This is a genomic window from Streptomyces sp. NPDC087440, from assembly GCF_044744005.1.
Classification (GTDB): Bacteria; Actinomycetota; Actinomycetes; order Streptomycetales; family Streptomycetaceae; genus Streptomyces.
Genome location: NZ_JBIUXN010000017.1, coordinates 71,155 through 97,036 on the forward strand (window position 1 = coordinate 71,155; position 25,882 = coordinate 97,036).

24 protein-coding genes are annotated in these 25,882 nt (G+C 71.9%); 19 read left to right on the plus strand and 5 right to left on the minus strand.

Translation table 11 applies throughout. The features are described from left to right. Window positions 1-14 precede the first annotated feature (14 nt). The 4 genes from ACIO3O_RS29170 to ACIO3O_RS29185 all read right to left on the minus strand — a co-directional run bounded on the left by ACIO3O_RS29170 (window position 15) and on the right by ACIO3O_RS29185 (window position 4,154). A complete protein-coding gene (locus tag ACIO3O_RS29170; protein ID WP_401750929.1) occupies window positions 15-860 on the minus strand; it encodes an NAD(P)H-binding protein in 846 nt (281 codons plus the stop codon). After that, window positions 857-2,104, minus strand: coding sequence for a cytochrome P450 (locus ACIO3O_RS29175; protein WP_401750932.1), 1,248 nt, complete (start codon window positions 2,102-2,104; stop codon window positions 857-859). The genes ACIO3O_RS29170 and ACIO3O_RS29175 overlap by 4 nt, the downstream gene beginning before the upstream one ends. Window positions 2,105-2,244: 140 nt before the next feature. Beyond that, window positions 2,245-2,928 (minus strand): ScbR family autoregulator-binding transcription factor, encoded by a 684-nt coding sequence (locus ACIO3O_RS29180; protein ID WP_401750935.1) that lies wholly within the window; start codon window positions 2,926-2,928, stop codon window positions 2,245-2,247. A 158-nt stretch (window positions 2,929-3,086) separates the two neighbouring features. Continuing rightward, entirely contained in the window at window positions 3,087-4,154 is a 1,068-nt protein-coding gene (locus tag ACIO3O_RS29185) for a ParB N-terminal domain-containing protein (protein ID WP_401750937.1), read from the minus strand. Window positions 4,155-4,588: 434 nt separating this feature from the next. On the opposite strand from ACIO3O_RS29185, the gene ACIO3O_RS29190 reads away from it, so the two are divergent. The 17 genes from ACIO3O_RS29190 to ACIO3O_RS29270 all read left to right on the plus strand — a co-directional run bounded on the left by ACIO3O_RS29190 (window position 4,589) and on the right by ACIO3O_RS29270 (window position 22,297). After that, window positions 4,589-4,711: a hypothetical protein gene (locus ACIO3O_RS29190; RefSeq protein WP_401750939.1), complete on the plus strand. Its 123-nt coding sequence runs from the start codon at window positions 4,589-4,591 to the stop codon at window positions 4,709-4,711. Between the two features lie 152 nt (window positions 4,712-4,863). Next, window positions 4,864-7,050 (plus strand): YcaO-like family protein, encoded by a 2,187-nt coding sequence (locus ACIO3O_RS29195; protein WP_401750941.1) that lies wholly within the window; start codon window positions 4,864-4,866, stop codon window positions 7,048-7,050. A gap of 76 nt (window positions 7,051-7,126) precedes the next feature. Next, window positions 7,127-8,383, plus strand: a complete 1,257-nt coding sequence (locus ACIO3O_RS29200; protein WP_401750944.1) for an MDR family MFS transporter — start codon at window positions 7,127-7,129, stop codon at window positions 8,381-8,383. Further along, on the plus strand, window positions 8,376-8,882 hold the full coding sequence (locus ACIO3O_RS29205) for a GNAT family N-acetyltransferase (protein WP_401750945.1): 507 nt from the start codon (window positions 8,376-8,378) through the stop codon (window positions 8,880-8,882). The genes ACIO3O_RS29200 and ACIO3O_RS29205 overlap by 8 nt, the downstream gene beginning before the upstream one ends. A 193-nt stretch (window positions 8,883-9,075) precedes the next feature. Continuing rightward, window positions 9,076-9,681, plus strand: a complete 606-nt coding sequence (locus ACIO3O_RS29210) for a response regulator transcription factor (protein ID WP_401750947.1) — start codon at window positions 9,076-9,078, stop codon at window positions 9,679-9,681. Window positions 9,682-9,896: 215 nt separating this feature from the next. Then, window positions 9,897-10,787 carry a hypothetical protein gene (locus tag ACIO3O_RS29215; protein ID WP_401750949.1) on the plus strand — a complete coding sequence of 297 codons (891 nt, stop codon included), beginning with the start codon at window positions 9,897-9,899 and terminating at the stop codon, window positions 10,785-10,787. 91 nt (window positions 10,788-10,878) lie between these two features. Continuing rightward, on the plus strand, window positions 10,879-11,757 hold the full coding sequence (locus tag ACIO3O_RS29220; RefSeq protein ID WP_401750952.1) for a diiron oxygenase: 879 nt from the start codon (window positions 10,879-10,881) through the stop codon (window positions 11,755-11,757). Continuing rightward, window positions 11,754-12,005, plus strand: a complete 252-nt coding sequence (locus ACIO3O_RS29225; RefSeq protein WP_401750953.1) for an acyl carrier protein — start codon at window positions 11,754-11,756, stop codon at window positions 12,003-12,005. Before ACIO3O_RS29220 ends, ACIO3O_RS29225 begins: the two co-directional genes overlap by 4 nt. Continuing rightward, window positions 12,002-12,832, plus strand: coding sequence for a hypothetical protein (locus ACIO3O_RS29230; protein ID WP_401750955.1), 831 nt, complete (start codon window positions 12,002-12,004; stop codon window positions 12,830-12,832). The genes ACIO3O_RS29225 and ACIO3O_RS29230 overlap by 4 nt, the downstream gene beginning before the upstream one ends. Continuing rightward, complete coding sequence (locus tag ACIO3O_RS29235) at window positions 12,832-13,884, plus strand: NAD(P)H-dependent flavin oxidoreductase (RefSeq protein WP_401750958.1); 1,053 nt, start codon at window positions 12,832-12,834, stop codon at window positions 13,882-13,884. The genes ACIO3O_RS29230 and ACIO3O_RS29235 overlap by 1 nt, the downstream gene beginning before the upstream one ends. Then, the gene (locus ACIO3O_RS29240; RefSeq protein ID WP_401750959.1) at window positions 13,871-14,734 is read left to right on the plus strand and encodes an alpha/beta fold hydrolase; all 864 of its coding nucleotides are present in this window, start codon (window positions 13,871-13,873) and stop codon (window positions 14,732-14,734) included. Before ACIO3O_RS29235 ends, ACIO3O_RS29240 begins: the two co-directional genes overlap by 14 nt. Continuing rightward, on the plus strand, window positions 14,727-15,062 hold the full coding sequence (locus ACIO3O_RS29245; protein ID WP_401750962.1) for a phosphopantetheine-binding protein: 336 nt from the start codon (window positions 14,727-14,729) through the stop codon (window positions 15,060-15,062). Before ACIO3O_RS29240 ends, ACIO3O_RS29245 begins: the two co-directional genes overlap by 8 nt. 10 nt (window positions 15,063-15,072) lie before the next feature. Further along, complete coding sequence (locus tag ACIO3O_RS29250; RefSeq protein ID WP_401750965.1) at window positions 15,073-15,639, plus strand: hypothetical protein; 567 nt, start codon at window positions 15,073-15,075, stop codon at window positions 15,637-15,639. A gap of 128 nt (window positions 15,640-15,767) precedes the next feature. Further along, window positions 15,768-16,028: an acyl carrier protein gene (locus tag ACIO3O_RS29255; RefSeq protein WP_401750968.1), complete on the plus strand. Its 261-nt coding sequence runs from the start codon at window positions 15,768-15,770 to the stop codon at window positions 16,026-16,028. Continuing rightward, a complete protein-coding gene (locus tag ACIO3O_RS29260; RefSeq protein WP_401750971.1) occupies window positions 16,025-18,757 on the plus strand; it encodes an aminotransferase class III-fold pyridoxal phosphate-dependent enzyme in 2,733 nt (910 codons plus the stop codon). Before ACIO3O_RS29255 ends, ACIO3O_RS29260 begins: the two co-directional genes overlap by 4 nt. Further along, window positions 18,757-20,436 (plus strand): fatty acyl-AMP ligase, encoded by a 1,680-nt coding sequence (locus tag ACIO3O_RS29265; RefSeq protein ID WP_401750973.1) that lies wholly within the window; start codon window positions 18,757-18,759, stop codon window positions 20,434-20,436. Before ACIO3O_RS29260 ends, ACIO3O_RS29265 begins: the two co-directional genes overlap by 1 nt. 85 nt (window positions 20,437-20,521) lie before the next feature. Then, window positions 20,522-22,297, plus strand: coding sequence for a fatty acyl-AMP ligase (locus ACIO3O_RS29270; RefSeq protein WP_401750975.1), 1,776 nt, complete (start codon window positions 20,522-20,524; stop codon window positions 22,295-22,297). Window positions 22,298-22,320: 23 nt separating this feature from the next. On the opposite strand, the gene ACIO3O_RS29275 is transcribed toward ACIO3O_RS29270, so the two are convergent. After that, entirely contained in the window at window positions 22,321-23,307 is a 987-nt protein-coding gene (locus tag ACIO3O_RS29275) for an alpha/beta hydrolase (protein ID WP_401750977.1), read from the minus strand. 212 nt (window positions 23,308-23,519) lie between these two features. Between ACIO3O_RS29275 and ACIO3O_RS29280 the strand changes: the two genes are divergently transcribed. Continuing rightward, the gene (locus ACIO3O_RS29280) at window positions 23,520-25,316 is read left to right on the plus strand and encodes a carbamoyltransferase (RefSeq protein ID WP_401750979.1); all 1,797 of its coding nucleotides are present in this window, start codon (window positions 23,520-23,522) and stop codon (window positions 25,314-25,316) included. A 79-nt stretch (window positions 25,317-25,395) separates the two neighbouring features. Continuing rightward, window positions 25,396-25,749 (plus strand): hypothetical protein, encoded by a 354-nt coding sequence (locus tag ACIO3O_RS29285; protein WP_401750980.1) that lies wholly within the window; start codon window positions 25,396-25,398, stop codon window positions 25,747-25,749. Window positions 25,750-25,882: the final 133 nt, after the last annotated feature.

Below are 25,882 nucleotides of genomic sequence, written 5' to 3' on the forward strand. Positions count from 1 at the left end.
TGGGAACTGTCGGGTCACAGGAACTGCCGGCGGTGCTGCCGCACCCACTGGCGGTAGGTCTGTGCGGGGCGGCCGAGGAGCGTCTCGACGGTGGGGTCGGTGTCCTGCTTGGCGCCGTCCCGCTGGCGGCGCGCGCTGTGCAGGAGGGCCTGGGCGACGGGTTCGGGGTACTTCGCGGCCCAGGCCGCGTACGCCTGTTCCAGGGTGATGGCCTCGAACCGCACCGGTCGGCCGAGCACCTGTGCCAGGACGGCGGTCTGTTCCTCGGCGGACAGCGCCTGGGGGCCGGTCAGCGGGTGGGTCAGGGCCTGTCCGCCGGGGCCGGTCAGGGCCTGGGCGGCGACGGCCGCGACGTCCTGGGGGGCGACGCACGCGTTGCGGGAGGTGCCGTCCGGGGCCCGGACGACGCCCGTGGTGCGCAGGGAGGCGGCCCAGGCGAGGGAGTTGGACATGAAGGCACGGGGCCGCAGGATCGTCCACGGCACTCCGCAGTCCTTCAGCAGGGTTTCGTTGCGGCGCTGCCAGCGGGTGATCAGGTCGTCGGCGTGCTCGTCGGCCACGGCGAGGGCGGAGAGTTTAACGATGTGCCGTACGCCGCTGCGGCGGGCGGCGTCGAGGATGTTCGGGTCGTGGTGGGGCAGTAGCGGGTTCGCCGTGAGCAGGAACAGGGCGTGCACGCCCGCCAGGGCGGCGTCGAGGGACGCCCGGTCTCCGAGGTCGGTGGCGACCGCCTGCCCGGGCACGCCCTGCTTCGCGGCCCGGTGCGGGTCGCGGACGAGCAGCCGTACGCGATGGTCGGCGGCCAGGAGTCGGGCCACCTGCCCGCCCACGGTGCCGGTCGCTCCGGTGACCGCGATCACCGGTCGGCCAGGGGGGTGAGGATCGCCGGGACGGCGCGGTGGCCGTTGGTGATGAAGGAGACCGTCGGCCGGAGCTCTGCCGCCGGAACGGCCAGGCGCAGGTCGGGGAAGCGGTCGAACAGCGCGGGCAGGGCGGCGGCCGCCTCGACGCGGGCCAGGGACGCGCCCAGGCAGCGGTGCACCCCGTACCCGAAGGCGAGGTGGTCGCTCCGCTCGCGGCGGAGCACGTCGAAGGTCTCGGCGTCGGGGCCGTGTGCGTCCGGGTCCAGGCCGGTGGCCGCGAAGGAGATCAGGACGGGGTCGCCCTGCCGGATGACCACACCGTCCCCGAGGTCGATGTCCTCGAGGGCGAACCGCAGCGGTACGTAGGCGGCGGGGCCGCGCGCCCTGAGCGTCTCCTCGACCACCGCGTTCCAGTCGGCGGCGCCGTCGCGCACGTGCTGCAACTGCTCGGGGTGGGCGAGGAGTTCGACGATCGCGTTGCCCAGCAGGTTGACGGTGGTCTCGTACCCGGCGCCGATCATCAGCAGCAGGGTGTCCACCAGTTCGCTCTCGCTCAGCCGGCTGCCGTCCTGGTCGCGCGCCGCGATCAGGGCGGAGGCGAGGTCGTCGGCCGGGGCGAGGCGTTTGACTGCAACCAGCAGGGTGAGCACCTCGTGCAGGGTGGTCTGGGCGGCGCGCACCTCGTCGGCGGTGGCGGAGGTGCGGAAGGAGACGCTGAGCCCGTCGCGCAGGGCCAGTCGGTCGCCCGCGTCGGCGATCCCGAACAGCTCGCAGATCACCTGGACGGGCAGTTCGAGCGCGAAGTCGGCGATCAGGTCCACCGTGGCTCCGGCGGGCCGGGCCGCGAGGGCGTCCAGCAGGCCGGTGGTCAGTGCTTCGACGCGGGGCCGCAGGGCGGCACTGCGGCGGGCGGTGAAGGCGCCGGAGACGAGGCGGCGCAGCCGGCTGTGTTCCTCGCCGTAGGCGGAGAGCATGTTCTCCGCGCTGACCCAGTGGTACAGCGGCCAGTCGGCGCCTATGCGTCCGTCGACCAGGCCGGGCCAGTGCCGTCGGGCGTCCTTGGAGACGCGGGGGTCGACCAGGAGCTGTTTCACGGCCGCGTGCCGGGTCACGGCCCAGGCCGTGACGCCGCCGGGCAGGGCGACCTGTGTCGCGGGGCCGTGCCGTCTGAGTTCGGCGGCCTCCTCCGCGAGACGACTGCCCGTCAGGTCTATGGCGTAGGGACAAGCCGGTACCGTCATGAGTGCACTTCCCCGTATGAACTCGCGCCGTGACTGCGGAAATTGCCGTTGCTGACCGATCCTGCGGTGCTCTGCCGATCCTGCGGTGCTCTGCCGTGCCTGCGGTGCTGTGCTGCGCCGGTTCGCTGCTGTTGTGGTGCTCAGCTGCGCCCGGCGACGCGGATGCGTTCCCGGGAGTGCTGCTCCTCCTCGATGGCCCGGTGCACCCGGGCCCCTCGGTCCGGGGCCACGTCCAGCTGGACCAGGACGCTGGGGACCGCGACGCCCGCCATCAGTACGCGGTACAGCGAGGACACCCGGGCGGCGAGGTCCTCGCGCCCGCTCAGCGCCTGCGACATCAGCTGCACGCCCGCGAACGCTCCGACGAACACCTCCGCGAGCGCCGCGGGATCGAGGTGCGGCTGCAACTCGCCCTGCTCCTTGGCCTGTTGGAACACATCGCGGCTCGCCTCGGCCCAGGCGACGAACGGCACGCTGCGGTCCACCCTGCTGTGCCCGGCCTGCTCCAGGGCGAGGCGGACACCGCCGCGCAGCACCGGGTCGCGCACCATCAGGTGGGCGAGCAGCATGCCGGTGTCGACGGCCTTCTGCAGTTGCAGGTCCTGGTGCGGAACGGTGGGGACGACCTGGGCGTTCTCCTCGAGCACCTCACGGGCGAGCTGCTCCTTGGAGGAGAAGTGGAAGTACAGCGCTCCCTTGGTGACACCGGACCGCCCGAGGATCTCGGACATCGTGGCCGCCTCGTAGCCGAGCTCGTCGAAGACCTCGGCCGCGGCGGTCAGGATCGTCCGTCGTGTGCGGACCGCCCGCTCCTGCTGCGCCATGCCACCCTCTTCTCTTCTTCCTCCTTGACCCGAGCCACCCGCGTCTCGCGTCAAACAAACCGGCGAGTTCGTATGCTAACAGTCGCTCCCGAAGTGCACCCCTGGAACAGGGGATTTCACGGGCGCACTCCGCTGCCCTGCCGTCTTCTGTTCCCCGTTCAGACGGCCCGGCCCGTGGGCGCGCTGTTGCCGTGCTCCAGCCCTTCGGCGAAACTGATCCACCGCTCGCCGCAGTGCCGGGCGGCGCGGGCGATGTCGGCGTAGCGGTGTTCCGGCACGGCCCCCATGAGCCACTTCCACTTCTCGTCGTCGAGGGCGTTGGGCGCGAGGAGCTGGAGCAGCGCCCTGCCCCCTTCGGAGAAGCGCAGGGAGGGGTCCCGGGCCAGGTTCGCCAGCCGTCCGGCGTCCGACACGAGCACCGGCTCCGGCCGGCTGCGCACGACGGGCGGCGTCACCGCGGCCGCCGGGACCGCCCGATTCGGCCGCTCGGCCTTCTCCTGCACCGTCTCGGCCGGGTGGCTCGCCGGGGCAGCCTCCCGCAGTTTGGGCGGTACGGGGTCCCTTCCCTCGCGGACCCGCAGCCGGACGTCGCGGGCGGTGGCCAGGGCGATCCCCGCCTCGCGGGCGATCTCGCGCAGCGAGGCCTCCGGGCGTTCGGCGACGATCTGACCCGCCCGGAGCCGCCCGGCGGCCCCGTTGACCGGCCGGGAGCGTCCGTCGCGTCCGGTGCGGGCGTTCAACTGCTCGACCTGGACGGTCGAACGCTCGCGCAAGGAGGCGATGGTGGTCGGCGCGAGGCCGGTCACCTCGGCGATGCGCCGGTCCGACCAGTGGACGTGGCCGGCGATGATGCGCTCGGCCGCGAAGAGGCGGTCCTTGCGGGAGAGCGGCAGGCCGTGCTCGGCGTTGAGCCGTACGGCCAGGACGAAGGCGTCCTCGGCCGAGCCCTCGACGAACCGGACCTCGATGCTCTCCTCGCCGCGCAGCACCGCGGCCCGCAGCCGGTGGACGCCGTCGACCACGCGCATGGTCGGCCGGTGCACCACGATGGGCGGCAGTACGTTGCAGGTTTCCGCGAGGGTCTCGACGTGGTCCGCGTCCTCTCCCGTGGCGCGCGGTGAATCCGCCGCCGTCAGGGACGCGATGGGCACCAGCTCCACCGCAGGCTGTCCTCCGTCGGCGGGTTGCGGCGTGGGCGGGCCGCCCGCCGCGAACACATCGAACATCAGGGCCTCCTGAGGCATCTCCGGTTCGGATGGCTTGACGGGACGACGATACCCGAAAACAAAACCGCCCGCCCCGTTTTATTAGGAATCCTCAAGCGGTCCTAGAGCACTCCGGTACAGGCCACCCGCTGACCTGCGGTTCCGGGGACGCGGGAGGGGGTGGCGGGAGGGGGGGGCGGCGGGGGCGGAAGCGCTGCCGCGACGGGGGCGGGCCGCGGGGGCGCGGGACGAGGAGGGCCGCCGTGACGGGGGCGGGTTGCGGCTGCCGGCTTGCCGTGCTCGGGCACGCACATCCGGCCCTTCCACCGGCAGTGCAATATGCATACCCACCGGTGCCGAATACATCTGGGAAGCCCGTCGACATGCTCGTAGATTCATTCCTGTCAACGCACAACCCACCCCGAAGATTCACCTCAGCCATGGGAGGCAATTCCGTGATTTCCACCATCAAGACCGAGACCGCCGTCACCGCCGTCGTGCACAACCGCGCTGTCGTCCACAACCGCGCCGTCGTGCACAACCGCGCTGTCGTCCACAACCGCTCGGTCGCCAAGTAGTTTCGGCGGGACTGTCGAGCAGCAGGTCAAGTAAGCACTGACCACAGGCCTGTTCAGCAGGTCCGGGTCGTCCCACCCCGGCCCCGGGGAAACCCGGGTCCGGGGACTTTCCGTATGCATCCGCCCCTGCTTTTCCTTTTGATGAGGCCGATATGTCATCTGCGACAGAGGACTCGACGCTGCGGCTCGTGGACGTGGAGATCTACGACATCGAGCAGGATCTCTGTTTTGTCGCCACGCCCGGCGGCGGCCAGTTCCGCATTTCCGCACCCACGGCCGCATTCCGCGCCTGGGCGTCCCTTCTCGACGGGACCAGGACGCGTGCCGAGGTTCTTTCGGGAATGCCGCCGGAATACGCGGAGGTGATCGACGTACTGCGGCAGGACGGGTGCCTGCAGGAGGGCCCGGGACCGGACGAGGCGGCCGGGGCCGCACGGCGCTCGCGTACGACGGTCCTGCTCACCGGCGCGCCCGCGCTCACCGGACCGCTCGCCCACGCTCTCGCACCGGCTGGTTACGCGCTGGTGGCCCCGGCCCCCGAGGACCTCACCGCGGACACGCTCGGCGGCGACCTCGGCACCACCGTGCTGATCGCCGCCTTCACCCACCCCGCCCACACCGAACTGACCCGCATCGACGCGCAGTGCGCCGCACTCGGTCTGCGCTGGCTGCCGCTGCGCCGCGAACTGGGCCGGGCGTTCCTCGGCCCCGCGATCGTCCCCGGCAGCACGGCGGACTTCAGGGACGTACGGGAGCGGCGCCTGGCCGCGGCCGTCGATCCCCGCATCGTCGAGGCGCTGCAGGACGCACCGGCCACCGGCACCGCGCCCGGCACCGCCGCCGACGCCCGCTGGATCGCCGCGCAGGGCGCCGCGTACCTGGAGCGCTGGCTCGCGGGCGGGGACGGCGTCCCCGAAGTCGAGCTCGACGCACGCCGGTTGAGCCGCGTCGAGCGCACCGTACTGCCGGTGCCGACCCGGCCGCGGCCCTTCGGGCGCGGTGACGCCGCGACGGATCTGCTCGTCGACGACCAGGTCGGCGTGGTCACCGCCGTCCACGAGCTCGCACCGCTGCCCGGCATGCCCGCCCTGCTGCGGACCTGCGCGGTCGACGTCGCCGACATGCGGCGCGTCGCCGACTGGCCCAACGACCGTCAGGCGTTCGGCACTTCGTGGTCCGATTTCGAGGGTGCGCGGCGCAGCGCCGTGGGCGAGGCGGTCGAGCGCTACTGCGGCAGCAGGCTGCCAGAGGACCGGCTGCGGTTCGCCAGCCACGCCCAGTTGCGCCGGGCCAAGGTGCCCGCCCTCGACCCGCGCAGGCTGCACCTGTACTCGCCGCAGCAGTACGCCACTGCGGGCTTCCCCTTCGCCCCGCTGACCGTGGACGCGGAATGCGCCTGGGTCGAGGGCCGGTCCTGGACCACCGGTGAGCCGGTGTGGGTGCCCGCCTTCCTGGTCGCCCACGGCGAGCACGACCCTCTCGCCTACGCGGACCCCCTGGTGGCCGGGGTGGCCGCGGGCACGAGCGAGGAACACGCCGTCACCTCGGGCTTGGAGGAGGTGATCGAGCGCGACACCACCATGCTGTGGTGGGCCAACGCCGCACGCCTGCCCCGGCTGCCGCTGCCGGACTCGGTCCGGGAGCTGGTCGGCGACAGCCTGGACGCGTACGACATCACGCTGATCCACCTGGACAACGAGTTCGACGTGCCGGTCCTGGCCGCGGCGGTGTCCGACCGTGAACACGGGCGGCTGACCATCGGGTTCGCCACACGGCCCGACCCGGTGGAGGCGGCCGCGAAGGCGCTGGCCGAGGGGTTCACCCTGCACCACACCTGCCACTTCCTGGACGACGAGAAGGCGTTGGCGGGCGGGCAGGAGGAACTGCCCCACCTGGGCAACCTGAAGCCGTACCGGGCGGACCGCCGCTATCTCGACTCCTACGCCGCCGACTTCGGCGACGTACGGGACCTGCTGTGCCAGCAGCAGCTCCACCTGGACCCGCGGGCCGCCGAGCGGGTCGCCCCGTGGGTCACCGACCTGCCCACGCGCTCCTGGCAGACGCTCCCCCGGCTCGCCGAGCGCCGTCTGTCGACGTACCGCCGGCAGGTCGAGGAGCGGGGTTTCGAGGTGATCAGCGTCGATCTGACGACCTGTGACGTGTCGGCGGCCGGTTTCGCCGCCGCGCACACCATCGTGCCCGGGCTGGTGTCGAACTTCCCCGCGGGGATGCCGATGTGGGGCGACGGGCGGATCGGCCGCGCGGGCGTGCAACTCGGCTGGCGCGTGCGCCCGTTGGCTGAACAGGAGTACAACGTCTTTCCGCTGCCGCACGCCTGATTCCCGCCGCGCGCACACCTGCCGTACCACGCGGCCGCACGCACCTTTCGCACATCGACGAGTTCTGGGGGCACACATGGCCGTCATCGACACCCTCGGGCTGCCGAACACCCGCGGGCGCGGCCCGCTGGTCGTCGCGCAGGCCGTGGACGCCCTGGGCACCGGGCTCTTCCTGCCCTTCGCCGTGGTGTACTTCCACGCGGCCAAGGACATCGGGCTGACCACGGTCGGTGTGATGCTGTCGGTCGCCGCGCTGATCTCGCTGCCCGCCGGGCCGCTCGCGGGTCCGCTGATCGACCGGTTCGGGCCGCGCGCGGTGATGATCGCCAGCAATCTGATCCGGGTGGCCACCTTCACGGGGTACGTGTTCACCGACGCGCGGTGGCAGCTCGTCCTCCTGGTGACGGCCACCCTGTGCGGGGAGAGCCTGTTCCGCCCCGCGGCCACCGCGCTGGTGGCGCACATCGCCGACGAGGGGCAGCGGACGCGCTGGTACGCCATGCAACGCTCGCTGCGCAACGTCGGATTCGGCGCCGGAGGTCTGTTCGGCAGCCTGCTGGTCGCCTGGGACGGAGGCGGTGGCTACACCCTGGTGGTCCTGCTCAACGCCGCGTCGTTCCTGGTCACGGCGGTCCTCATCGGGACCTGGCGACCGCTGACCGTACTGCCGGGCACCGCGCCCGGGCCGGTGGTCCGCCCGGTCGGCGAGCGCGGCGGGTACCGGGAGGTCCTCGCCGACCGCGCCTTCCTCGGATTCCTGGTCACCGTCCTGGTGTTCGCCCTGTGCGACCTGGCGCTGACCGTCCTGCTGAGTGCGTACGTCATCGACGCGCGCGGCCTGCCCGCCTGGCAGCCCGGCATGCTGTTCGCGATCAACACCGGGCTGGTGATGCTGGCGCAGACCTGGGTGGCGAAGGCGATCGAGCGCCGTCGACGGCCGCGGGTGCTCCAGGTGGCGGCGGTGCTGTGGATCGTGTCCTTCGCCGTGTTCGCCTGTGTCCCCACCGCCGACACCACCCTCGCCTTCGCCGGACTCGCCCTGGGCATGGTCGTGTTCACCGTCGCGGAGCTGTTGCAGGCCCCCACCAGCAGCGCGCTGATCGTGTCGATGGCCGACGCCCGGGTCCGGGGCCGGTACCTGGGTCTGGAGGAGCTGATGTGGGGGCTGGCCAAGGTGGCGGCCCCCGCGGTGTTCACCCAGCTGCTCACCGCGCGGCCCGAACTGCCCTGGCTCGTCCTGGGCGTGTGCTGCCTCGCGGCGGTCGCCGTGCTGGCCCGGCTGAACCGCACCCTGCCCGTGGCCGCCCTGCGGGAGACTGTCGACCATGCCTGAACGCTCGGCCGAAGTCCCCTGTCCCGCAACACTCCGGGACGTATACCTGCGGGTGTACCGGGAGGCGCCGTACCACGAGGACGAGAAGGACGCCGACGCCTTCGCCGGGCAGCTCGCCGCACACGCGGCCCTGCCCGGCTTCTGCGTGACCACCGTGCACGACGACGCCGGGGCACTGGGCGGCTTCGCCTACGGAGTGCGCCGGGAGAGCGGTTGGTGGCACCCGCGCGCCGAGGCGCCCGCCCCGCCCTGGCTGCATCGGCCATTCTTCTACGTCTACGAGCTCGCCGTCGTCCGGGAGTCGCGGGGCCTCGGGCACGGCCGCGCCCTGCTCGACCTGCTCCTGGCCGACCGCCCGGAGCACCACGCCGTACTCGCCGCGTCAAGGGCGGCGCCGGCCCACGCGCTCTACCGGCGCTGGGGCTGGACGACGGCCGGTCGCCTCACCGGGCCGCCCGACGGCGTCGACCTCCTCGCGCTGCCGCTGTCCGCGTGCTGACGGGCGCCGCTCGGGCGACGTACGCCGTGTGAAGACCGACGTACACCGTCTCCGAAGAGCGACGTGCACCGTCTGAAGAACGGCGTGCACCGTCTGAAGAACGCATCCAGAATTCCCCCAGACCCTCCGTGTCACGATGCTGCGCCGCCGGTTCTTCCAGAGAACGGTCGGCGCACTGATCGGAGGAATCTGAGTGAGCATAGACGTGATGGTCTTCGACGATCTCCATTTGTCTCGGTCTGCGCTCTCGGCATTGCTTGATCAGCAGCCGGGGGTCACGGTCACAAAAAGCACGGGCAGCAGACTCGCCGCGTTGGAGTTCGCGGAACTGCATCGTCCGGATGTCGCTGTCATCAGTTTCGACGGACGCGACAACGAAACGGTCGACATCGCCGAGAAGATTGCGATTCTTCCGGGCAGCAGGACCCTTCTGGTCGCGACCGCCTGCATTCGGTCGGTCGTACGTCGCGCCCTGGACGGCGAGATTGCCGGAATGGTGCGACGGGGTGCGCCACCCCGCCGGTTCTTCGAGGCGGTGCACCTGGTGCACCAGGGTGAACGCGCCTTCGACACCGAGTTGACGGTCCCGGCGGTGACGGGTGCCAACTGCCCGCTGTCACCTCGGCAGTTGGCCGTGCTGGAGCGTCTGGACCAGGGCGACACGCTGGAGGAGATCGCCGCGCGACTTTTCCTGTCCGAAGGGACCGTGCGCAATTACATCTCGTCCGTGGTGGCGAAGATCGGTGCGCGCAATCGCATTGACGCGCTCCGCATCGCGCGGGAAGAACAGTGGATCTGACGCGGTCGACGCGCCGTGCAAAATGCATGCACCCTCATGTGCGGTGAATCTGTCGGCCCCTGACACACCACTGTTAGGTTCCTTTTACCGGTTGAAATTCAGCCGGTGAGAACGGATACCTGGGGAGGTAGTCGGTGTCGAACCGAAAATCCGTCACTGAACTGTCCTGGGAGAAAATCGCAGGTTCCATCGAATTTGTTCCCGACCTGTATTCCGTGAGGAATCAGCCGGAATCGGCGGCACGGGAGATGCTGGGTTGCGACCGGGCTGATCTCGACACGCTGATCGACGCGGGCCTGCCGTTCGAGACCCGGGACGCGGTGCGCCACTTCGACGTGAACGACCTCTACAACCTCGGGATGTACTCGGGGAAGGGGACGACACAGCCGGAGCTGGCGTTCCGCATGCTGTTCCGCTTCGCCGGCCGACCGGTCGACGCGCTGCTGGGCCCCAAGTCCTGGGACTTCCGGGTCGACCTGGAGTGCCCGGAGTGCGACGGGGCGGCGCCGTGGCGGTTCGAGGCCCCCGAGCCCTCCCGGTTCGGGGGGCACCTCGCCGAGGTGACGGCCCCGCAGCCGGGCCCGGGATCGGCCCGGTACACGGCGAAGGTCACCACGACCGGTGCGCTCGGCCCGCTGCGCTCCCCCGTCCTGCGCACGCTGACCCACGACTACCTGGACGCGGGCTACCGCTGGCAGATGCTGCCCGTCCCGATGCAGGCCGACCACGATCTGGTGCACCGGCTGGGCGCGACGAGCTGTATCGCGGCGAGCCTGTTCCTGGCCGAGCAGTTCCGCGCGGCCGGACACCGGGCCGTGGCCCGGCGGGGCTGGTTCTGCGGCGTGCTGGGCGGGGCCCTGGACCTGCCGCACGCCTGTGTCGAGGTCGAGGACGAGGACGGGGCGGTCAAGACCGTCGACATCGCGAAGGCGCAGCTGGCCGGGCGGCTTCCGGGGAACACCGAGGCGTTCCAGCAGCTGTGTCTGGGCTCGGTCTACAACAAGGTGATCCCGTCCACCGCGTCCGCCGACGTCGGTCTCGCCCACCACGGCTGCGGCTCGCTGGAGCCGGTCCAGGTGCACGCGGACATCCGCGCCCTGCGCTGAAGCCCTCCGCTGAAGCCCTGCGCTGAACACGTCCCCCGCCCCCCGCGCACAGAGCCCTGCGCCGAACACATCTGACAAGGAGAGGAGAACAATGGCGGCCACCGAGGTAGCCCCGGTCACCCTTGACCTGGACCGGCTGGAGAATCTCGCCGAGTCCGGCTACTACAACCCGTACACGATGTTCGACTGGCCGGACACCATCGAGCCCGACATGCCGTGGATGTCGGAGAAGCTGACCACGCTGGGCGGCACCCCGATGTGGGACGAGCTGACCCGTGAGCAGCAGCTCGCCCTGACCCGGTCCGAGGCGATCAACTTCTTCAGCCTCAACGTCCACGGCATCCGCGAGCTGCTCACCGAGGTGGTGCTGCGCATCCACGAGCCGACGTACGCCAACGTCTCGGAGTTCCTGCACCACTTCATCGGCGAGGAGAACGAACACATGTGGTTCTTCTCCAAGTTCTGTCTGCGGTACGGCGGCCGGCTGTACCCGAGCCAGCCGTCGCTGCGGGCGGATTCGGTCGACCATCTCTCCCGGACGTCCCGCGAGATGATCATTTTCGCGCGCATCCTGATCTTCGAGGAGATCGTCGACTACTACAACGCGCACATGGCGACGGACGCGTCCCTGCCGTTCATCGCCCGTGAGGTCAACCGGGTGCACCACGTGGACGAGAGCCGGCACGTGGCGTTCGGCCGGATGGTCTTCACCGAGCTGCTGAACCAGGTCAAGCAGCGGCATCCGCAGGAGGTGCCGCTGGTGGCGGAGTACCTGGAGAGCTACCTGCAGTACAGCATCGCCACGCTCTACAACCCGGCGGCCTACCGCGACGCGGGCATTCCGGACGCCCTCGCCCTGCGGCGGCGCGCGCTGAGCCACCCCGCGCGCATCGAGGCGCACGACCAGGTGCTCAAGCGGACCCGGCGTTTCTTGACCAAGTCCGGTGTGGGACGGGAGGACATCGCATGACGAGCACCGATCCGATGACAGAGGTCCGAGCGTTCATTCTGGAGCGCAATCCCCGGCTCGACAGTGTCGCCGACGATCTCGACCTGATCGACAGCCGGGCCATCAGCTCCCTGGCGTTCATCGAATTCATCTTCCTGCTGGAGGAGTTGACGGGGAAGACGATCGACCCCGAGGACCTGGACCTGGACGACTTCCGCACCCTGAGGGCCATCGACTCCCGGTTCTTCGTGAAGGAGGCGGCAGCATGACCACGTACGCGACCGGCACCGGTCTGGAAGTCCTGGACGGCGCACAGCTGCGTCTGTACCGGGCGATCGACGGGGTGATCCTGGGCCTGGCCGCCGACTGGCGGGCCCCGGAGTTCCGCTTCCCGTTCCTGATGCGTTGTCAGGACCTGGACACCTTCGACTACTACGACAACTTCCCGCACCTGGGGCTCGCCGCGACCCGGCTCGACCCCGGGCGGCTGGCCGCGGCGCTGGGCGACGCGGTCCGGCCGGTGGAGCGGATACCGGCGCAGGTGATGGAGCCGGCCGCGTTCGCCCTGCCGTCCGCGGCGTGCTACTCGGTCTACCTGAACCTGCGCGGGGCCGAACTCCCCGAGGAGGGCGTGCTGCGCACCACGGTCGGCACCTGCTTCCGCAACGAGGACCACTACCGGGGTCTGCAGCGGCTGCTCGGCTTCTCCATGCGGGAGATCGTCTGCGTCGGCCCCGAGGACACGGCCAAGAGCCATCTCGTACGGGCCAAGCAGGCGGTGACGGCGCTCTGCGGCGAGCTGGGCCTCGACCTGAAGCTGGAGGTGGCCACCGACCCCTTCTTCGACAAGAACGGCGGCAAGGCCAAGATGCAGCGCCTGTTCCCGGTGAAGGAGGAGTTCGTGGTGAACGGGCTGGCCATCGGGTCGGTCAACTACCACCGCAACTTCTTCGGCGAGCGGTGCGGGATCCGTGCCGGTGCGGAGACCGCGCACACCAGTTGCCTGGCCTTCGGGCTGGAGCGGTGGGTGCACACCCTGACCGAGCGGTTCGGCAGTGCCGAGGCCGCCGCGTCCGCCGTCGAGAGCCTGAGCTGATGCACCGGTCGACGCGTCCGCCGCTGGCCGAGGTGCTGGGCGTCGAGGTGAGCCTGCTGCAGTCCGGCATGGGCGGGGTCGCGGGAAGCGAACTGGCGTGTGCGGTGTCCAACGCCGGGGCGGCCGGGTGCGCGGGCGGCTACAAGCTGGTCGGCGAAGCCCTGTCGGCGATGCTCGCCCGGCTCGTCGCGGGCACCGACCGGCCGGTCGGCGTCAATCTGATCCCCGAGGTGGTCGGCGACGCCGAGCTGGAACGTCAGGTGGCGCAGGTCCTGGCCGAGACGCCGCGGCGGGTGCACCTGTCGTTCTTCGGGATGCCCCGGAGCCCGGTGCTCGCCGGGGTCGCGGCGGCGGGGCGCGCGGCGGTGGTCCAGGTCGGGACCGTCGAGGACGGGGTGCGCGCGGCCGCCTCGGGCGCGGTCGTGGTGGCCCAGGGCATCGAGGCCGGCGGGCATCTGCTCGGCACCGCGCGCCGGGACGACCTGGTCGCCGCCCTGCGCACCCGGGTGCCGGATGCCTGCCTGGTCGCCGCGGGCGGCATCGGCTCGCCCCGGCAGGCCGCACGGGCGCTGGCCGCGGGCGCCGACGGGGTGCTGCTCGGCACCGCCTTCGTCGTCGCCCACGAGTCGCGCGCCCACCCCGTCTTCAAGGCGGCGGTCACCGGCGCCGGAGCGCACGACACCGTGATCACCGATGTGTACGAGATCGGCTGGCCGGGCCGACGCCACCGCGTCCTCGCGACGTCCGTCACCGCCGATCCGCACCAGCCCCGGACGTTCATCGGCCGCACCGTGGTCGAGGGCAGGCCGTACCTCATCCCCCGGTTCAGCTCGGCGGTGCCCACCGAGGCGACCACCGGCCGGATCGAGGAGATGGCCCTGTACTGCGGACTGTCCTGCGCGGACGTCCCCGAGGAACGGGCCGCGGCCGACGTCGTCCGCGGCTTCGCCCCCGTCCTGGCCCGCACCCCCGTCCTCGCGGGCGCGCGGCACCCCGACAACCGGCAACACCCCGACAACCAGCAACAGGTGGAGAACCATGGCAGCCGATGAGCAGGAACAGATGGACCTGTCCTATCCCCCCGACGCCCGCCGCGCCCAGGTGCGGGAAGGCGTCGAGCTCTACTACGAGTCCGTGGGCAGCGGCACCCCGATCACCTTCCTGAACAACTTCTTCCTCAGCGCCCCGTTCTGGCGGTCGATCACCGGGGAGCTCGCGGAGCACCACCGGGTGGTGACGTACGACCTGGCCAACCACGGTGCGTCCGGGAAGCTGGCGAAGGAGCCGAGCTGGCAGGAGCACGCCGCCGACCTGATCGGTCTGCTCGACGCGCTGGAGATCGAGTCGACCTACCTGGTCGGCACCTCCGCCTCCACCCAGCTCGCCCGGGACGTGGCGCTCGCCCACCCGGACCGGGTGCGCGGCCTGATCCTGGCCGGGCCGGTCTTCGGGCTGACGGGCATGCGCAGGCACCGCCAACTGAACCGGGCCTGGCGGGTGACCCTGCAGACCCAGGGCATCGCCGGTCTGTACAACCACATGTACCCGGAGGTGATCGCGGGCGAGATGAACGAGGAGGGCGGCACGCCGGGCTTCCTGGGGCTGCGCGAGAGCTTCATGGCGATGAACACCCCCGAGGAACTGGCCAACGGGCTGTCCCTGGTCCAGGAGGGCGACCCCAGCTCCCAACTGCTGACCCGGATCGGCGCACCGACGCTGGTCGTGCTCGGCGACGACGACATCCTGCTCAGCCCCGGCCGGGGCCGTCAGGTGGCCGCGCTGTTCCCGCGGGGCCGTTGCGAGATCATGCCCAACGCGGGCCATGTGCCGTTCTTCGACGACCCCGAGTCCTTCCAGTCGATGATCCTCAAGTTCGTGGCGGAGACGGAAGCCCATGCCTGACACCGACACCCTCTCCCCCGCGCACACCGGCACCGGCAGCGGCAGCAGCACCGGCAGCGGCCCGGCCGCCGACGCGGGCACCGAGAGCATCGCGCGGCGCATCCGCGCCCTGCTGGCCGAGCTGTTCGGCCAGGACCGGTTCATCAGCAGCTTCCCGGGCGATCTGTCGCTGCGCGAGGCCGGAGTCTCCTCCACCGGGCTGGTCAGCCTGCTGGTCGCCATGGAGGACGCCTTCGGGTTCGAGTGGGACGACGACCTCCAGCCCGAGGTGCTGCGCTCCATCGACTCGCTGGCCGGTCACGTCGCGGCCCTGCGCCTGGGCGATTGAAGGGCACACGGTGGCCGAACTGCCGGAACTCTTCACACACATCGCGGCGCCGACCCGGCTGGGCATCCAGCCGGTGCCGTGGCCGCACGGGCCGGCCGAGCAGTTCGCGGCGGGCCGCACCGCGGCGGCCGAGGCCCTGACCTCGGCCGGATCCTCCGAGGTGGCCGTCCCGCGCGACCCGGTCGGGCGGCCCGTCTTCCCACCGGGGTTCGCCGGTTCGATCTCCCACACCGAGCATCTGGCCGTCGCGGCGGTGGTGCCCGGCGCGGAGGCGGTCGGCGTCGACGTCGAGAACGCGATCGTCACCGACCGCATGGGCCGGTTCACCTTCCGCCGGCGGGAGCGGCAGGACCTGCTCGTACCGGACGGACGGTACGTTCCGGCCGAGCTGTTCGTCGCCAAGGAGGCGGCCTTCAAGGCGCTCAACCGCATCGAGTCCCTCGGCGACTTCGTGTTCTGGCGCATCGAACTGACCTTGTCCGACGACGTGTTGACCGCCTCGTACGGCGGGGAGTCGGTGCCGGTCCTGGTCCGCTCGCGCGGCGGCCTCGCGCTCGCCGTGGCGATACGGAGCTGAACGGCGCACGGCGCAGGCCGACCGCGCCGCCGCGCCGCCACGCCGGTCAGTTGAACGGCGCCGCGCCCTCGCGCAGTTGAACTCTGTACGTCGCCCTGGAATTCCATCTTGAATGGGGAAAGCACGCAATGGTCAATGACATCTTCTCCGCCGTCGAGGAAATCTTCCGCTCCCGGCTGCACCTGTCCGACATCGATCCGGACGTCCCGCTCCTGGACTACGGGCTCGACTCCGTCCGCTCCATCGAATTGGTCATCGAGATGGAGACCACGTTCGGCATTCAGATATCCGACGAGCAGGCAGCGTCGATGCTGACCCTGCACGACGCACGGGACCAGGTCGCCGCCTCGCTCCTGGTGCGGGCGGGGCAAGGAGACAGTGCCGCATGAATGCCCCCATCGACCCCGCATCCGCCTTCGCGCAATACGCCCGCCCGGAACTGGCCCGGCTCTTTCGCGCCCTGCATCTCGACGCCACCTACAGCCGTGGCCGAGGGGACCGGCTGACCTGGGAGCGTCCGGCGGACGGGCACCGCCCCGCCGCAACGGTCGAGGTCCTCGACCTGGTCGGCGGGGCCGGCGCCTCGTTGTTCGGGCACAACCACCCGGCGCTGGTCGAGGTGGCCCGCCGGTGCCTGGACGAGGAGGTCCCCTTCAACGCCCAGGGCAGCTTCCGCCCGGGCGCGGCCGAGCTGGCCCGGCGGCTCTCCGAGACCGTCGGCGCCACGACCGGTGCCCGGTACGTGGTGACCTTCGGCTGCACGGGTGCGGAGGCCGTGGAAGCCGCGGTCAAGCACGCGACGGTGGAGCACCGGCGGACCCTGGCGGCCCTGCAGGAGGAGGACGAACAGACGTTGCGCCGGGTGCGGCGCGACGGCGTCGGCCATGTCGCGTGCGCGGACGGGCCCGCGGCCGGACGCCCCTGCGAGGAGGTGCTCACCGCGTCGATCGCGGCGATCGCCGCACTGCGCGGCACGGACCCGGTCCTGGTCTCCCTGAAGGACGCCTTCCACGGCAAGACGGCCGGTGCGGGCACCCTGACGCACGGCGGCAACGTCCCCGCGGACCTGCATGTGCCCGGTCCCGAACACCGGCGGCTGCACGACTGGTCGCCGCAGGCGGTGGAGGGTGCGCTCGACGACGCGTTCGTCGAGGCCCACCGGGTCACCGTCGACGCCGCCGGGGTGCCGCACTCCGCCGCTCGCCGACTGTCGCCGCTCGCCGCCTGCTTCGCGGAGCCCGTCCAGGGCGAGGCGGGCGTGCGCGAGGTGCCCGCCGAGACGCTGGCCGCTCTGCGCGAGCTGGCCGACCGGCACGGCGCGGTCCTGGTCTTCGACGAGATCCAGTCCGGCATGGGCCGCACCGGCACCTTCCTGGCCTCCGAGCCTTCCGGCGTGGTGGCCGACTACTACCTGTTCTCCAAGTCCCTGGGCGGCGGCCTGGCCAAGGTCTCGGCGCTCCTGGTGGCCGCCGAGCGGTACGTCCCGGACTTCGGCCGGCACCACACGTCGACCTTCGCCGACGACGAGTTCTCCTCCCGGATCGCCACGGCCGCGCTCGACCTGGCCCTGTCCCTGCGCGAGGACGTCGTGGCCACCGGAGCGCTGCTGCGCGAGCGGCTCGCCGACGTGGCGGCCCGGTGGCCGAAGGCCGTCGCCGCGGTCCGGGGGCGCGGTCTGCTCCTGGGGGTGGAGTTCCGGCTCCCCGAGCCCGCCTCGGGTCTGCTGCGCGAGGTGTTCGACCCCGAGTCGCTGGGCTACCTCATCGCCGGACGTCTGCTGCACACCCATCGGCTGCGGGTCATCCCGACCCTGTCGGCGCCCACGACGCTGCGCGTCCAGCCGTCCGCCCTCCTGCGGGCCGCCGACGTGGAGCACATCGCGGCCGCCTTCGACGAGGTGGCAGGGCTGCTGGAGAACGGTGACCACGCCACCCTCCTCGCCCATCTGGCCACCCCGCCCGACGGGCCGTGGCAGCCGCGCACCCCGGTCCCGCAGCCCCGCGGGGACCGGCCGACCGCCGCGCCGGGCGACGTGCCCCGGGTGGTGTTCCTCGCCAATCTGGACGTCCCCGGCAAGCTGGGGGCGATGGCGCCGGAGCTGGCGTCCTGGTCCCCGGGGCAGTGCGCGGACGTGCTCGACCGGATCCAGGGCGAGCTCGACCCGTTCGAGGTCGCCCGCCACCGCGTCGCCTCCGGCACCCGGGGCACGGTCGAGGTCGTCATGGTGGCGGTCCCCTTCACCGCCGCGCAGGCCAATGCCGCCCTGCGCGCGGGCCAGGGGCGGTGGTTGCGCCGTACCGTGCTCGACGCGGTGGACCTGGGCGTCTCGCTGGGGGCCGAGGTCATCGGCCTCGGCGGGCACACGTCGATCGTCGCCAACGCCGCCCGGGACGTGGTCGAGGACCGGGTCAGGGTGACCTCGGGCAATTCGCTGACCGCCGCCTGTGCGTACGACCTGCTGTGCCGCCAACTGGCCGAGGCGGGGCCCGGGAACCGCCGGGTCGCGCTGGTCGGTGCCGTGGGCAACATCGGCGCGGTGATGGCCGAACTCATCGCCCCGCACTGCGAGTCGCTGCTGCTGGTGGGCCGTCCGGGTTCGGCCCGCAGGCTCGACGCCGTCGCCGAGCGGCTCACCGGTGCCACCCAGGTGTCGGTCTGCGACGACCTGACGGCGCTGCGGGACTGCCCGATCGTGGTCAGCGCGACGAACGCGGCCGACCCGGTGATCCTGCCGCACCATCTGGCCGGTGACCGGGACGTGCTGGTCTGCGACCTCGCGGTGCCCGGCGACGTGCACCCGGCCGTGGCGGGGCTGTCCAACGTCACGCTGGTGTCCGGCGGGCGCATCGCGCTCCCCCACGACCAGGCCCCGCACTTCCCCGGCATCACGCTGCCGCCGGGCGTCTTCTACTCCTGCCTGGCCGAGACGATGCTGCTCGGCCTCGAACCGGCCACCGCGAGCCCGTCGTACGGCGGTCTGACCCCGGCGGGCGTGCTGGCCGCCCGGGACCTGGCCGATCGACACCTGTTCCGTCCCGCCCGTCTGGTCGCCGACGACGTCACGGTGCGGCCGTGGGTGGCCGATCCGCTCACCCGTCTTGTCGAGGAGAGGCTCTGATGACCGCGACCGAACCGTTTTCGACCGTGTGGCACGCGCTCCTCGCCGAGGCGCAGCGCGGCCCGGACGGCTCGTCGGTGACCCTGCTCCCGGAGCCGGGCACCGTGGACACCGTGCGCTACGACACGCTGGTGGAGAACGCCGCCCGGTGTGCGGCGGCCCTCGCCGAGCACGGCGTGGGGGCGGGCGACCGGGTGCTGCTCTGTCTGCCCACGGGCGCGCAGTTCCTCACCGCCTTCTTCGGCACCCAGTTGCTCGGGGCCGCGCCGACGGCGATCTCCGTACCGGTACGGTTCGGTGGCGCCGCCGGGTTCGAGGGGCAACTGAAGGATCTGATCGGGTACTTGCGGCCTGCCGCCGTGGTCACCACGGCCGCGGTGATCGACGCGCTGCCCGACCTCGGCGGCGCCGCCCTGATCGACGGGGCCGTGCTGCACGCCCGCGCCACCGCGAGCGACGCCCCGTCCCACCCCCTGCGGGTCCCCGCGGGCTACGAACTGGCAATGATCCAGTGCACCTCGGGGTCGACGGGCACGCCCAAGGGCGTGATGATCTCGCACGCGGCGATGGCGGCGAACTGCCGGCAGCTGACCGCCCGGGTCGGCTGGACCCGCGAGGACACCACCGTCAGCTGGGCCCCGCTCTACCACGACATGGGCCTGATCACCGGTGTGCTGAGCCCCGCCTACGTGGGCGCGAGCACCGTCCTGATGCCGCCGACCCGCTTCCTGCGCTCCCCCGCCGAGTGGCTGCGGCACCTCAGCGACTACCGGGGGGCCGTGGCGGCCGCACCGAACTTCGCGTACGGGTACGTCACCTCGCGGGTGCGCGACGAGGAGCTGGAGGGGGTGGACCTGTCCCACTGGCGCAGCGCGTTCTGCGGGGCGGAACCCATCCAGCCGGCCACCGCGCGGCGCTTCACCGAGCGGTTCGCCCGCTGGGGGCTGCCCGCCCACGCGTTCACCCCGGGCTACGGCATGGCCGAGGCCACCCTGGTCCTCACCGTGAAGCTGCCGGGCGCGCCCTTCGTGTTCGACTCCATCGACCGGGAGGCGGCCGTCGCCGAGGGCCGGGCCGTCGACGTCGACCCGGACAGCGCCGACGCGGTGCAGGTGGCCGACTGCGGCGAGCCGGTCGACGGCGCGCAGATCCGCGTCGTCGACGCCGAAGGGCGGCCGCTGCCGGAGAACGCCATCGGTCACCTCCAGTTCCGCAGCCCCTCGCGCACCGACGGGTACTTCGACCTTCCCGAGGAGTCCGCCGCGTCGCAGGACGCGGAGGGCTGGTGGCGGACCGGTGACATCGGCTATCTGCGCGACGGCGGTCTGCGGATCACCAGCCGGGCCAAGGACCTGGTCATCATCCGCGGCTCCAACTACTTCCCCTCGGACTTCGAGCAGGCCGCCGAGACGGTGCCCGGAGTGCGGCTGGGGGCCGTGATCGCGGTCGGGCACCGCCCCGAGGACGCCGAGTCCGAGGAGCTGCACCTGATCGTGGAGACGGATTTGGAGGAGGCGCACCACGAGGCGCTGCGCCGGGCGGTGCGGGCGGCCGTCGCCTCCCGCACGGGGGTGGCGCCCGCCGCGATCCACCTGGTGCCCCGCCGCAGCATTCCGAAGACGACCAGCGGCAAGCTCCAGCGGGCCAAGGCCCGGGAGCTGTTCGTGGCTCCGCGCTGAGCCGCACCGTGCGCCGAAGAGAGTGACCGCACCGCTTCGAGCACGCCATCCACCGTGAGTACGCAGCAGAGAGGAACTGAAGGTCATGGTCGATCTACCGCAGGCCGCGAGCGTCGCCGCGGTGATGCGTGCGCACGCGCACGCCGCTCCCGACCGTACGGCGCTGGTCTTCGTGGACGACGTGGAGCGGGCCGACGGCTCGACCTCGTGGTCGTACGCCCAACTCGACGCGCAGGCCCGCCGGGTCGGTGCCTGGCTCGGGGCCCGCTGCCCGGTGGGCACCCGGGTGCTGCTGCTGTACCCGAGCGGGTTCGACTTCACCGCCGCGTACCTGGGTTGCCTGTATGCGGGGGCGGTGGCCGTCCCGGCACCGCTGCCGGGGCACTACCGGCACGAGCAGCAGCGGGTGAACCACATCGCCCGCAACGCGGCGGCGTCGGTGGTCCTCACGGACTCCGCGAACCTGGCGGACGTCGAGGCCTGGGCGGGCGCCGAGCGGCTGGGCGCCCGGGTCGTGGCCACCGGCGGCGACGCGCTGCCCGTGCCGGGCTCCTGGTCGCCGCCGCCCGTCGGACCGGAGGATCTCGCGATGCTCCAGTACTCCTCGGGCACGACGGGCGAGCCCCGGGGCGTGATGCTCAGCCACGGCAACCTCCTGCACAACGCGGACGCCCAGCGCCGTGCCTTCGGTCTGACCCGGGAGTCCCGGGTCGGCGGCTGGCTGCCGCTGTACCACGACATGGGGCTGCTGGGTCAGCTGCTGCCCGCACTGCTGATCGGCGCCACCAGCGTCCTGATGCGGCCCAGCGCGTTCCTGCAACGCCCGCACCAGTGGCTGCAGTTGATCGACCGGTACGACGTGCACTGCTCGGCCGCACCGAACTTCGCCTACGAACTGTGCCTGGCCAAGGTCACCGACGAGCAGCTGGACGGCCTGGACCTGTCGCGGTGGCAGCTCGCGTACAACGGCTCGGAGCGGGTGGACATCGCGACGCTGGACGCGTTCACCAAGCGTTTCGCGCCCGCGGGCCTGCCCGACACCGCGCCGTGCCCCTGCTACGGCATGGCGGAGGCGACGGTGTTCGTCTCCTGCGCGGCGCGGCGCCGGCCGGTGGTGACGACGGTCGACGCCGGCCACCTGGGGCAGCGCCGGTTCGTCACCGCCCGGTCCGGTGTCGATCTGGTGAGCGTGGGCAGCCCGCTGGACTGCGAGATACGGATCGTGGAGCCGGTCGGCGGGCAGGAGGTGGCGCCGGGCGGCGTCGGCGAGATCTGGCTGCGCGGCCCGAGCCTGGGCCGGGCGTACTGGAACTGCGCACCGGCGACCGAGCACGCCTTCGGGCCGGACGGTTTCGTGCGCACCGGCGACCTGGGGGCGCTGCACGAGGGCGAGTTGTACGTCCTGGGCCGCGTCGAGGAGGAGCTGCGGCTGGCCGAGGGCCGTCTGTACCCGCAGGACGTCGAGCGGGCGCTGCGGCTGAGCCATCCCGAACTGGCGCAGGCCGGTGCGGTGTTCACGGTGCCCGCCGACGCGTTCGGCGCCGAGGACCTCGTCGTCGTGCACGAGGTGCAGGGGCGGCCCGCCGAGGCGGATCTGCGGCGGCTGGCCGAGCGGATGCGCCGGACGGTGGCGGGGGCTTTCGGTGTCACGGCGGGTGCCGTCTGTCTGCTGCGGCGGGGCGGGGTGCGGCGGACGACGAGCGGGAAGATCCGCCGGGTCGCGATGCGCCGGCTGTTCCTGGAGGGGGAGTTGGCGGTGCTGTACGAGGACCGCGGTCCCTCGATGGCCCCGGTGCTGTGCCTGCCGGAGCAGGATCAGGAGCAGCTGGGGCAGGAGCGGGGGTGCCGCACTGCGGCCTGACTCCCCCGCCCCGGCCCCGGGGTTCAGGCCCGGACCGCCTCGCAGTGCTCGTCGGCTGCGGGGCGGTCGTCGTGCTGCGGGGGCCCCAGCAGCGTGTCCAGTTCCGCCAGGACGAGCGCGGAGCGGGCGGCCGCCGCGGGCACGAGGTGCTGCATGAGGAAGTAGCCGTGCACGAGGCCGGGTCCCGGGACGTGGCGGACCGGCACGCCGCTGACGGCCAGTTTGTCGGCGAGTTCGACGCCCTCGTCGTGCAGCGGGTCGAATTCGGCGGTGGCGACCACGGCCGGGGGCAGGTGGCGCAGGTCGGCGCCGAGCAGGTCGACGGCGGGGTCGCGGCGCCGGTGGGCGTCGGGCACGTACAGGTCGTAGTGGTACGCCATGTCGTCGAGGGACAGCAGGTGTCCCTCGGCATGGGCGCTGCCCGCGGCGAACAGCAGCCGGGGGTCGGTCGGCGGGTACAGGAGCAGCTGGGCGGCGAGCGGCAGGTCGCCCTGGTCGCGGGCGTCCAGGGCGACGCCGACCGCGAGGCTGGCGCCCGCGCTGTCCCCGGCCAGGACGTGGGGGCGGCCGGGGTGGACGCGGGCGGCCCAGCGGGCGGTGGCGATGCAGTCGAGCAGCGGTGTGGGGTAGGGGAATTCGGGGGCCCGCCGGTAGTCGACGGCGACGACCACCGCGCCGAGCGCGTCCGCCACGCTGCGGCAGGCCAGGTCGTGGCTGTCGAGGTCGCCCACGGTCCAGCCGCCGCCGTGCAGGTAGGTGACCAGCCGGCCCCGGTCCGTGGGCGGGGTGTAGACCCGGCAGGCGAGCGTGGTCCCGTCCGCCGCGGTGAGCGTCTCGTCGGTGCTGGTGACCTCGGGGTGCGGTCCCTGCGCCGTGTCGGTGGGCAGCGGGGCGGCGTTGGCGCGGTACCTCCGGCGGGCCTCCTCGACGCCCAGGGCGCGGGCCGGGACGGGCGGGCCGTCGGCCTGCTGCCAGGCGATCAGGTGGCGGAGTATGCGGTCCAGTGGCATTGCGGTCCTCCCGGTAACTGGCCGGACAGAAAAGGAAATGCGGCAGCCGTGACAGGCCGTCAATTCTACGAGGATTTATCGGATGCGGCACAGGTGTGTGAAATGCATGTACGGCGGTGCGGGGCGCACATTGTCCGGCCCCGAATACCGTCGATAGCCTCTTCCTACTATTCACCGCACGACAACTCGGCACAACGGAAAAGGAATTCGCCATGATTGTTCTGGGGTGCAACGGGTTCACCCGTGGCGCCGATCTCTTCGCCGAGCACTTCGGCGCGGTCGGCACCGAGAAGCACTACGTCCTCGGCCATGACGCGGGAGCCGCACTCCTGGTCGACGGGGAATTGGTCGCCGCGGTCGAGGAGGAGCGCCTCAACCGGGAGAAGAAGACCTCCGACTTCCCGGTCAACGCGGTGCAGTGGTGTCTGGAGCAGGCCGGTGTCGGGTTCTCCGACATCGACCTCATCGCCATACCGTGGCGGTTCTCCGACCAGGTCTTCGACGCGATGATGGGCGACATGGTGGGCGCCCCGCTGAAGCCCGCGGACAAGGTGGTGCGCCTGAGCCACCTCGCGGCCCTGTTCGGGGAGGCGCTGAGCCCCGAGGCGGTCCTCGCGGACTTCGCGCGGCGCACCGGGTTCACCCCGGACCCGGACAAGGTGGTGTTCGTCCAGCACCACCTCGCCCACGCGATGACCGGCTATTACATGGCGGGCCAGCAGGACGCCGCGTTCCTGATCAGTGACGGACGGGCGGAGCTGTTCTCCTCGCTGATCGGGGAGATCCGCGACGGCAAGATCAGCGTCTTCGACGAGGCGACGATCAGCGCGAACGACTCGATCGGCAACCTCTTCGCGTCCATCACCCGGTTCCTGGGCTTCGTGCCCAACAACGACGAGTACAAGGTCATGGGCCTGTCGGGGTTCGCCGAGCCGCCGAGGCCGAACCCGTTCCTGGAGCACATCGTCCAGCTGCACGACAACGGCCGCTACACCCTGTGCCGGCCGCACGACCCGGAGAACGGCCGCTGCTTCGACGACCTCTTCGAGCAGCACTTCGGTCCGTACGAGGACACCGTGGAGTACAAGGCCACACTGGCCGCCGCCGCGCAGGAGATGCTCACCGCCGTCACCAGCCACCAGCTGCGCGCCCTGGAGGCGCGCACCGACCTCGACCACCTGCTGTTCGAGGGCGGCCTGGCGCTGAACTGCGTCAACAACACGCACCTGCTGGAGGGTTCGCGGTTCGAGGACATGTCCGTGTCCTTCGGCGCCAGTGACACCGGCGTCGTCATCGGTGCCGCCGTGCACGCCTGGGCCAACCACCCGGACGCCGCCGGGCCCGCGCGGGCCGCCACGGTCACCCCCTATGTGGGTCCCGAGTACGACAGCACGGAGATCGAGCGGACCCTCGGGGACTTCACCGGGCGGGTGGAGTGGACCCGGCTGCCCGAGGACAAGGTCGCCGAGCGGGTCGCGGACCTGCTCACGGACAAGGTCGTCATCGGCTGGTTCCAGGGCCGCCTGGAGCACGGGCCGCGGGCCCTGGGCCACCGCAGCATCCTGGCAAACCCGAGCTTCCCGGACATCAAGGACGTCATCAACACCCGGGTCAAGCACCGGGAGCCGTTCCGCCCGTTCGCGCCGATCGTGCTGGAGTCCGACGCCCCGAAGATCTTCGAGATGGGCCGCAAGACCCGCTCGCCGTACATGACGTTCGTCTTCCCGGTCCGGCCGGAGTACCACGAGGTCATCCCGGGTGCCACGCACGTCGACGGCACCTCGCGGGTGCAGACGCTCACCGACGAGGACGAGCCGCTGCTGGCCTCGCTGCTGCGCACGTTCACCGAGCGTACGGACGTGCCCTGCCTGATCAACACGTCGTTCAACGTGGCGGGCGAGCCCATCGTGTGCTCCCCGACGGATGCGGTGAACTGCTTCCTGGGCACCGAGATCGACTATCTCGTGCTCGGCGACTATCTCGTCACGAAGGCCGAACCGGCCGCGTGACGTCCATCGACGCCGGCGCCGGGGCGCCCCTCCCCCGGGGCGTCCGGTGCCGGCGTCCCGGCGGGAAGGAGGGTGGGGCATGTCCGTCGTGTCCGAGGTGTCCGAGGTGCCCACGGCATCCTCGGTGTCCGAGACGGCCGTCGACCTGACGACGGTCGTCCAGCAACTGGAGTGGCTGGAGGGGCAGTTGCGGGCACCGCGCCGACTGCGCATCCCCGCGGAGGTCAGTGCCGCCTGTGACGCGCTGGCCTGTGCCGCCGTGCTGCTGCGCGCCCGGCAGCAGGACGGTGCGGACGACCGGGCCGAGCCGATGGTGCTGCTGCACGACGCCATGGCGCTGGCCCGCAGCACCGTCGAGGCCACGAAGTACGCGTGCCGCGCCCGTACGGGACAACCCCGTACGGGACAACAGGGCGCGCAGGGTGCTGCCTGACGCGGTGTCACCGGATTCGGGCCGTCGGGCGCCGCGCGCCGTGGGGGGGCCCCGGCCGGGGTGCGGGGGAGGGTGTGGTGCCCGTGGCCACGACGGTTCGGGGGGAGGCGGGCGCGGGCCGGGGGCGGGGCCG

What these genes read in the sequence shown, in the direction of transcription:
- ACIO3O_RS29240 (WP_401750959.1), top strand. Translation starts at nt 13,871, where the DNA reads ATGGCAGCCGATGAGCAGGAACAGATGGACCTGTCCTATCCCCCCGAC.
- ACIO3O_RS29255 (WP_401750968.1), top strand. Translation starts at nt 15,768, where the DNA reads ATGGTCAATGACATCTTCTCCGCCGTCGAGGAAATCTTCCGCTCCCGG.
- ACIO3O_RS29265 (WP_401750973.1), top strand. Translation starts at nt 18,757, where the DNA reads ATGACCGCGACCGAACCGTTTTCGACCGTGTGGCACGCGCTCCTCGCC.
- ACIO3O_RS29270 (WP_401750975.1), top strand. Translation starts at nt 20,522, where the DNA reads ATGGTCGATCTACCGCAGGCCGCGAGCGTCGCCGCGGTGATGCGTGCG.
- ACIO3O_RS29260 (WP_401750971.1), top strand. Translation starts at nt 16,025, where the DNA reads ATGAATGCCCCCATCGACCCCGCATCCGCCTTCGCGCAATACGCCCGC.
- ACIO3O_RS29195 (WP_401750941.1), top strand. Translation starts at nt 4,864, where the DNA reads ATGTCATCTGCGACAGAGGACTCGACGCTGCGGCTCGTGGACGTGGAG.
- ACIO3O_RS29200 (WP_401750944.1), top strand. Translation starts at nt 7,127, where the DNA reads ATGGCCGTCATCGACACCCTCGGGCTGCCGAACACCCGCGGGCGCGGC.
- ACIO3O_RS29275 (WP_401750977.1), bottom strand. Translation starts at nt 23,307, where the DNA reads ATGCCACTGGACCGCATACTCCGCCACCTGATCGCCTGGCAGCAGGCC.
- ACIO3O_RS29225 (WP_401750953.1), top strand. Translation starts at nt 11,754, where the DNA reads ATGACGAGCACCGATCCGATGACAGAGGTCCGAGCGTTCATTCTGGAG.
- ACIO3O_RS29175 (WP_401750932.1), bottom strand. Translation starts at nt 2,104, where the DNA reads ATGACGGTACCGGCTTGTCCCTACGCCATAGACCTGACGGGCAGTCGT.
- ACIO3O_RS29235 (WP_401750958.1), top strand. Translation starts at nt 12,832, where the DNA reads ATGCACCGGTCGACGCGTCCGCCGCTGGCCGAGGTGCTGGGCGTCGAG.
- ACIO3O_RS29245 (WP_401750962.1), top strand. Translation starts at nt 14,727, where the DNA reads ATGCCTGACACCGACACCCTCTCCCCCGCGCACACCGGCACCGGCAGC.
- ACIO3O_RS29185 (WP_401750937.1), bottom strand. Translation starts at nt 4,154, where the DNA reads ATGTTCGATGTGTTCGCGGCGGGCGGCCCGCCCACGCCGCAACCCGCC.
- ACIO3O_RS29205 (WP_401750945.1), top strand. Translation starts at nt 8,376, where the DNA reads ATGCCTGAACGCTCGGCCGAAGTCCCCTGTCCCGCAACACTCCGGGAC.
- ACIO3O_RS29220 (WP_401750952.1), top strand. Translation starts at nt 10,879, where the DNA reads ATGGCGGCCACCGAGGTAGCCCCGGTCACCCTTGACCTGGACCGGCTG.
- ACIO3O_RS29230 (WP_401750955.1), top strand. Translation starts at nt 12,002, where the DNA reads ATGACCACGTACGCGACCGGCACCGGTCTGGAAGTCCTGGACGGCGCA.
- ACIO3O_RS29285 (WP_401750980.1), top strand. Translation starts at nt 25,396, where the DNA reads ATGTCCGTCGTGTCCGAGGTGTCCGAGGTGCCCACGGCATCCTCGGTG.
- ACIO3O_RS29180 (WP_401750935.1), bottom strand. Translation starts at nt 2,928, where the DNA reads ATGGCGCAGCAGGAGCGGGCGGTCCGCACACGACGGACGATCCTGACC.
- ACIO3O_RS29280 (WP_401750979.1), top strand. Translation starts at nt 23,520, where the DNA reads ATGATTGTTCTGGGGTGCAACGGGTTCACCCGTGGCGCCGATCTCTTC.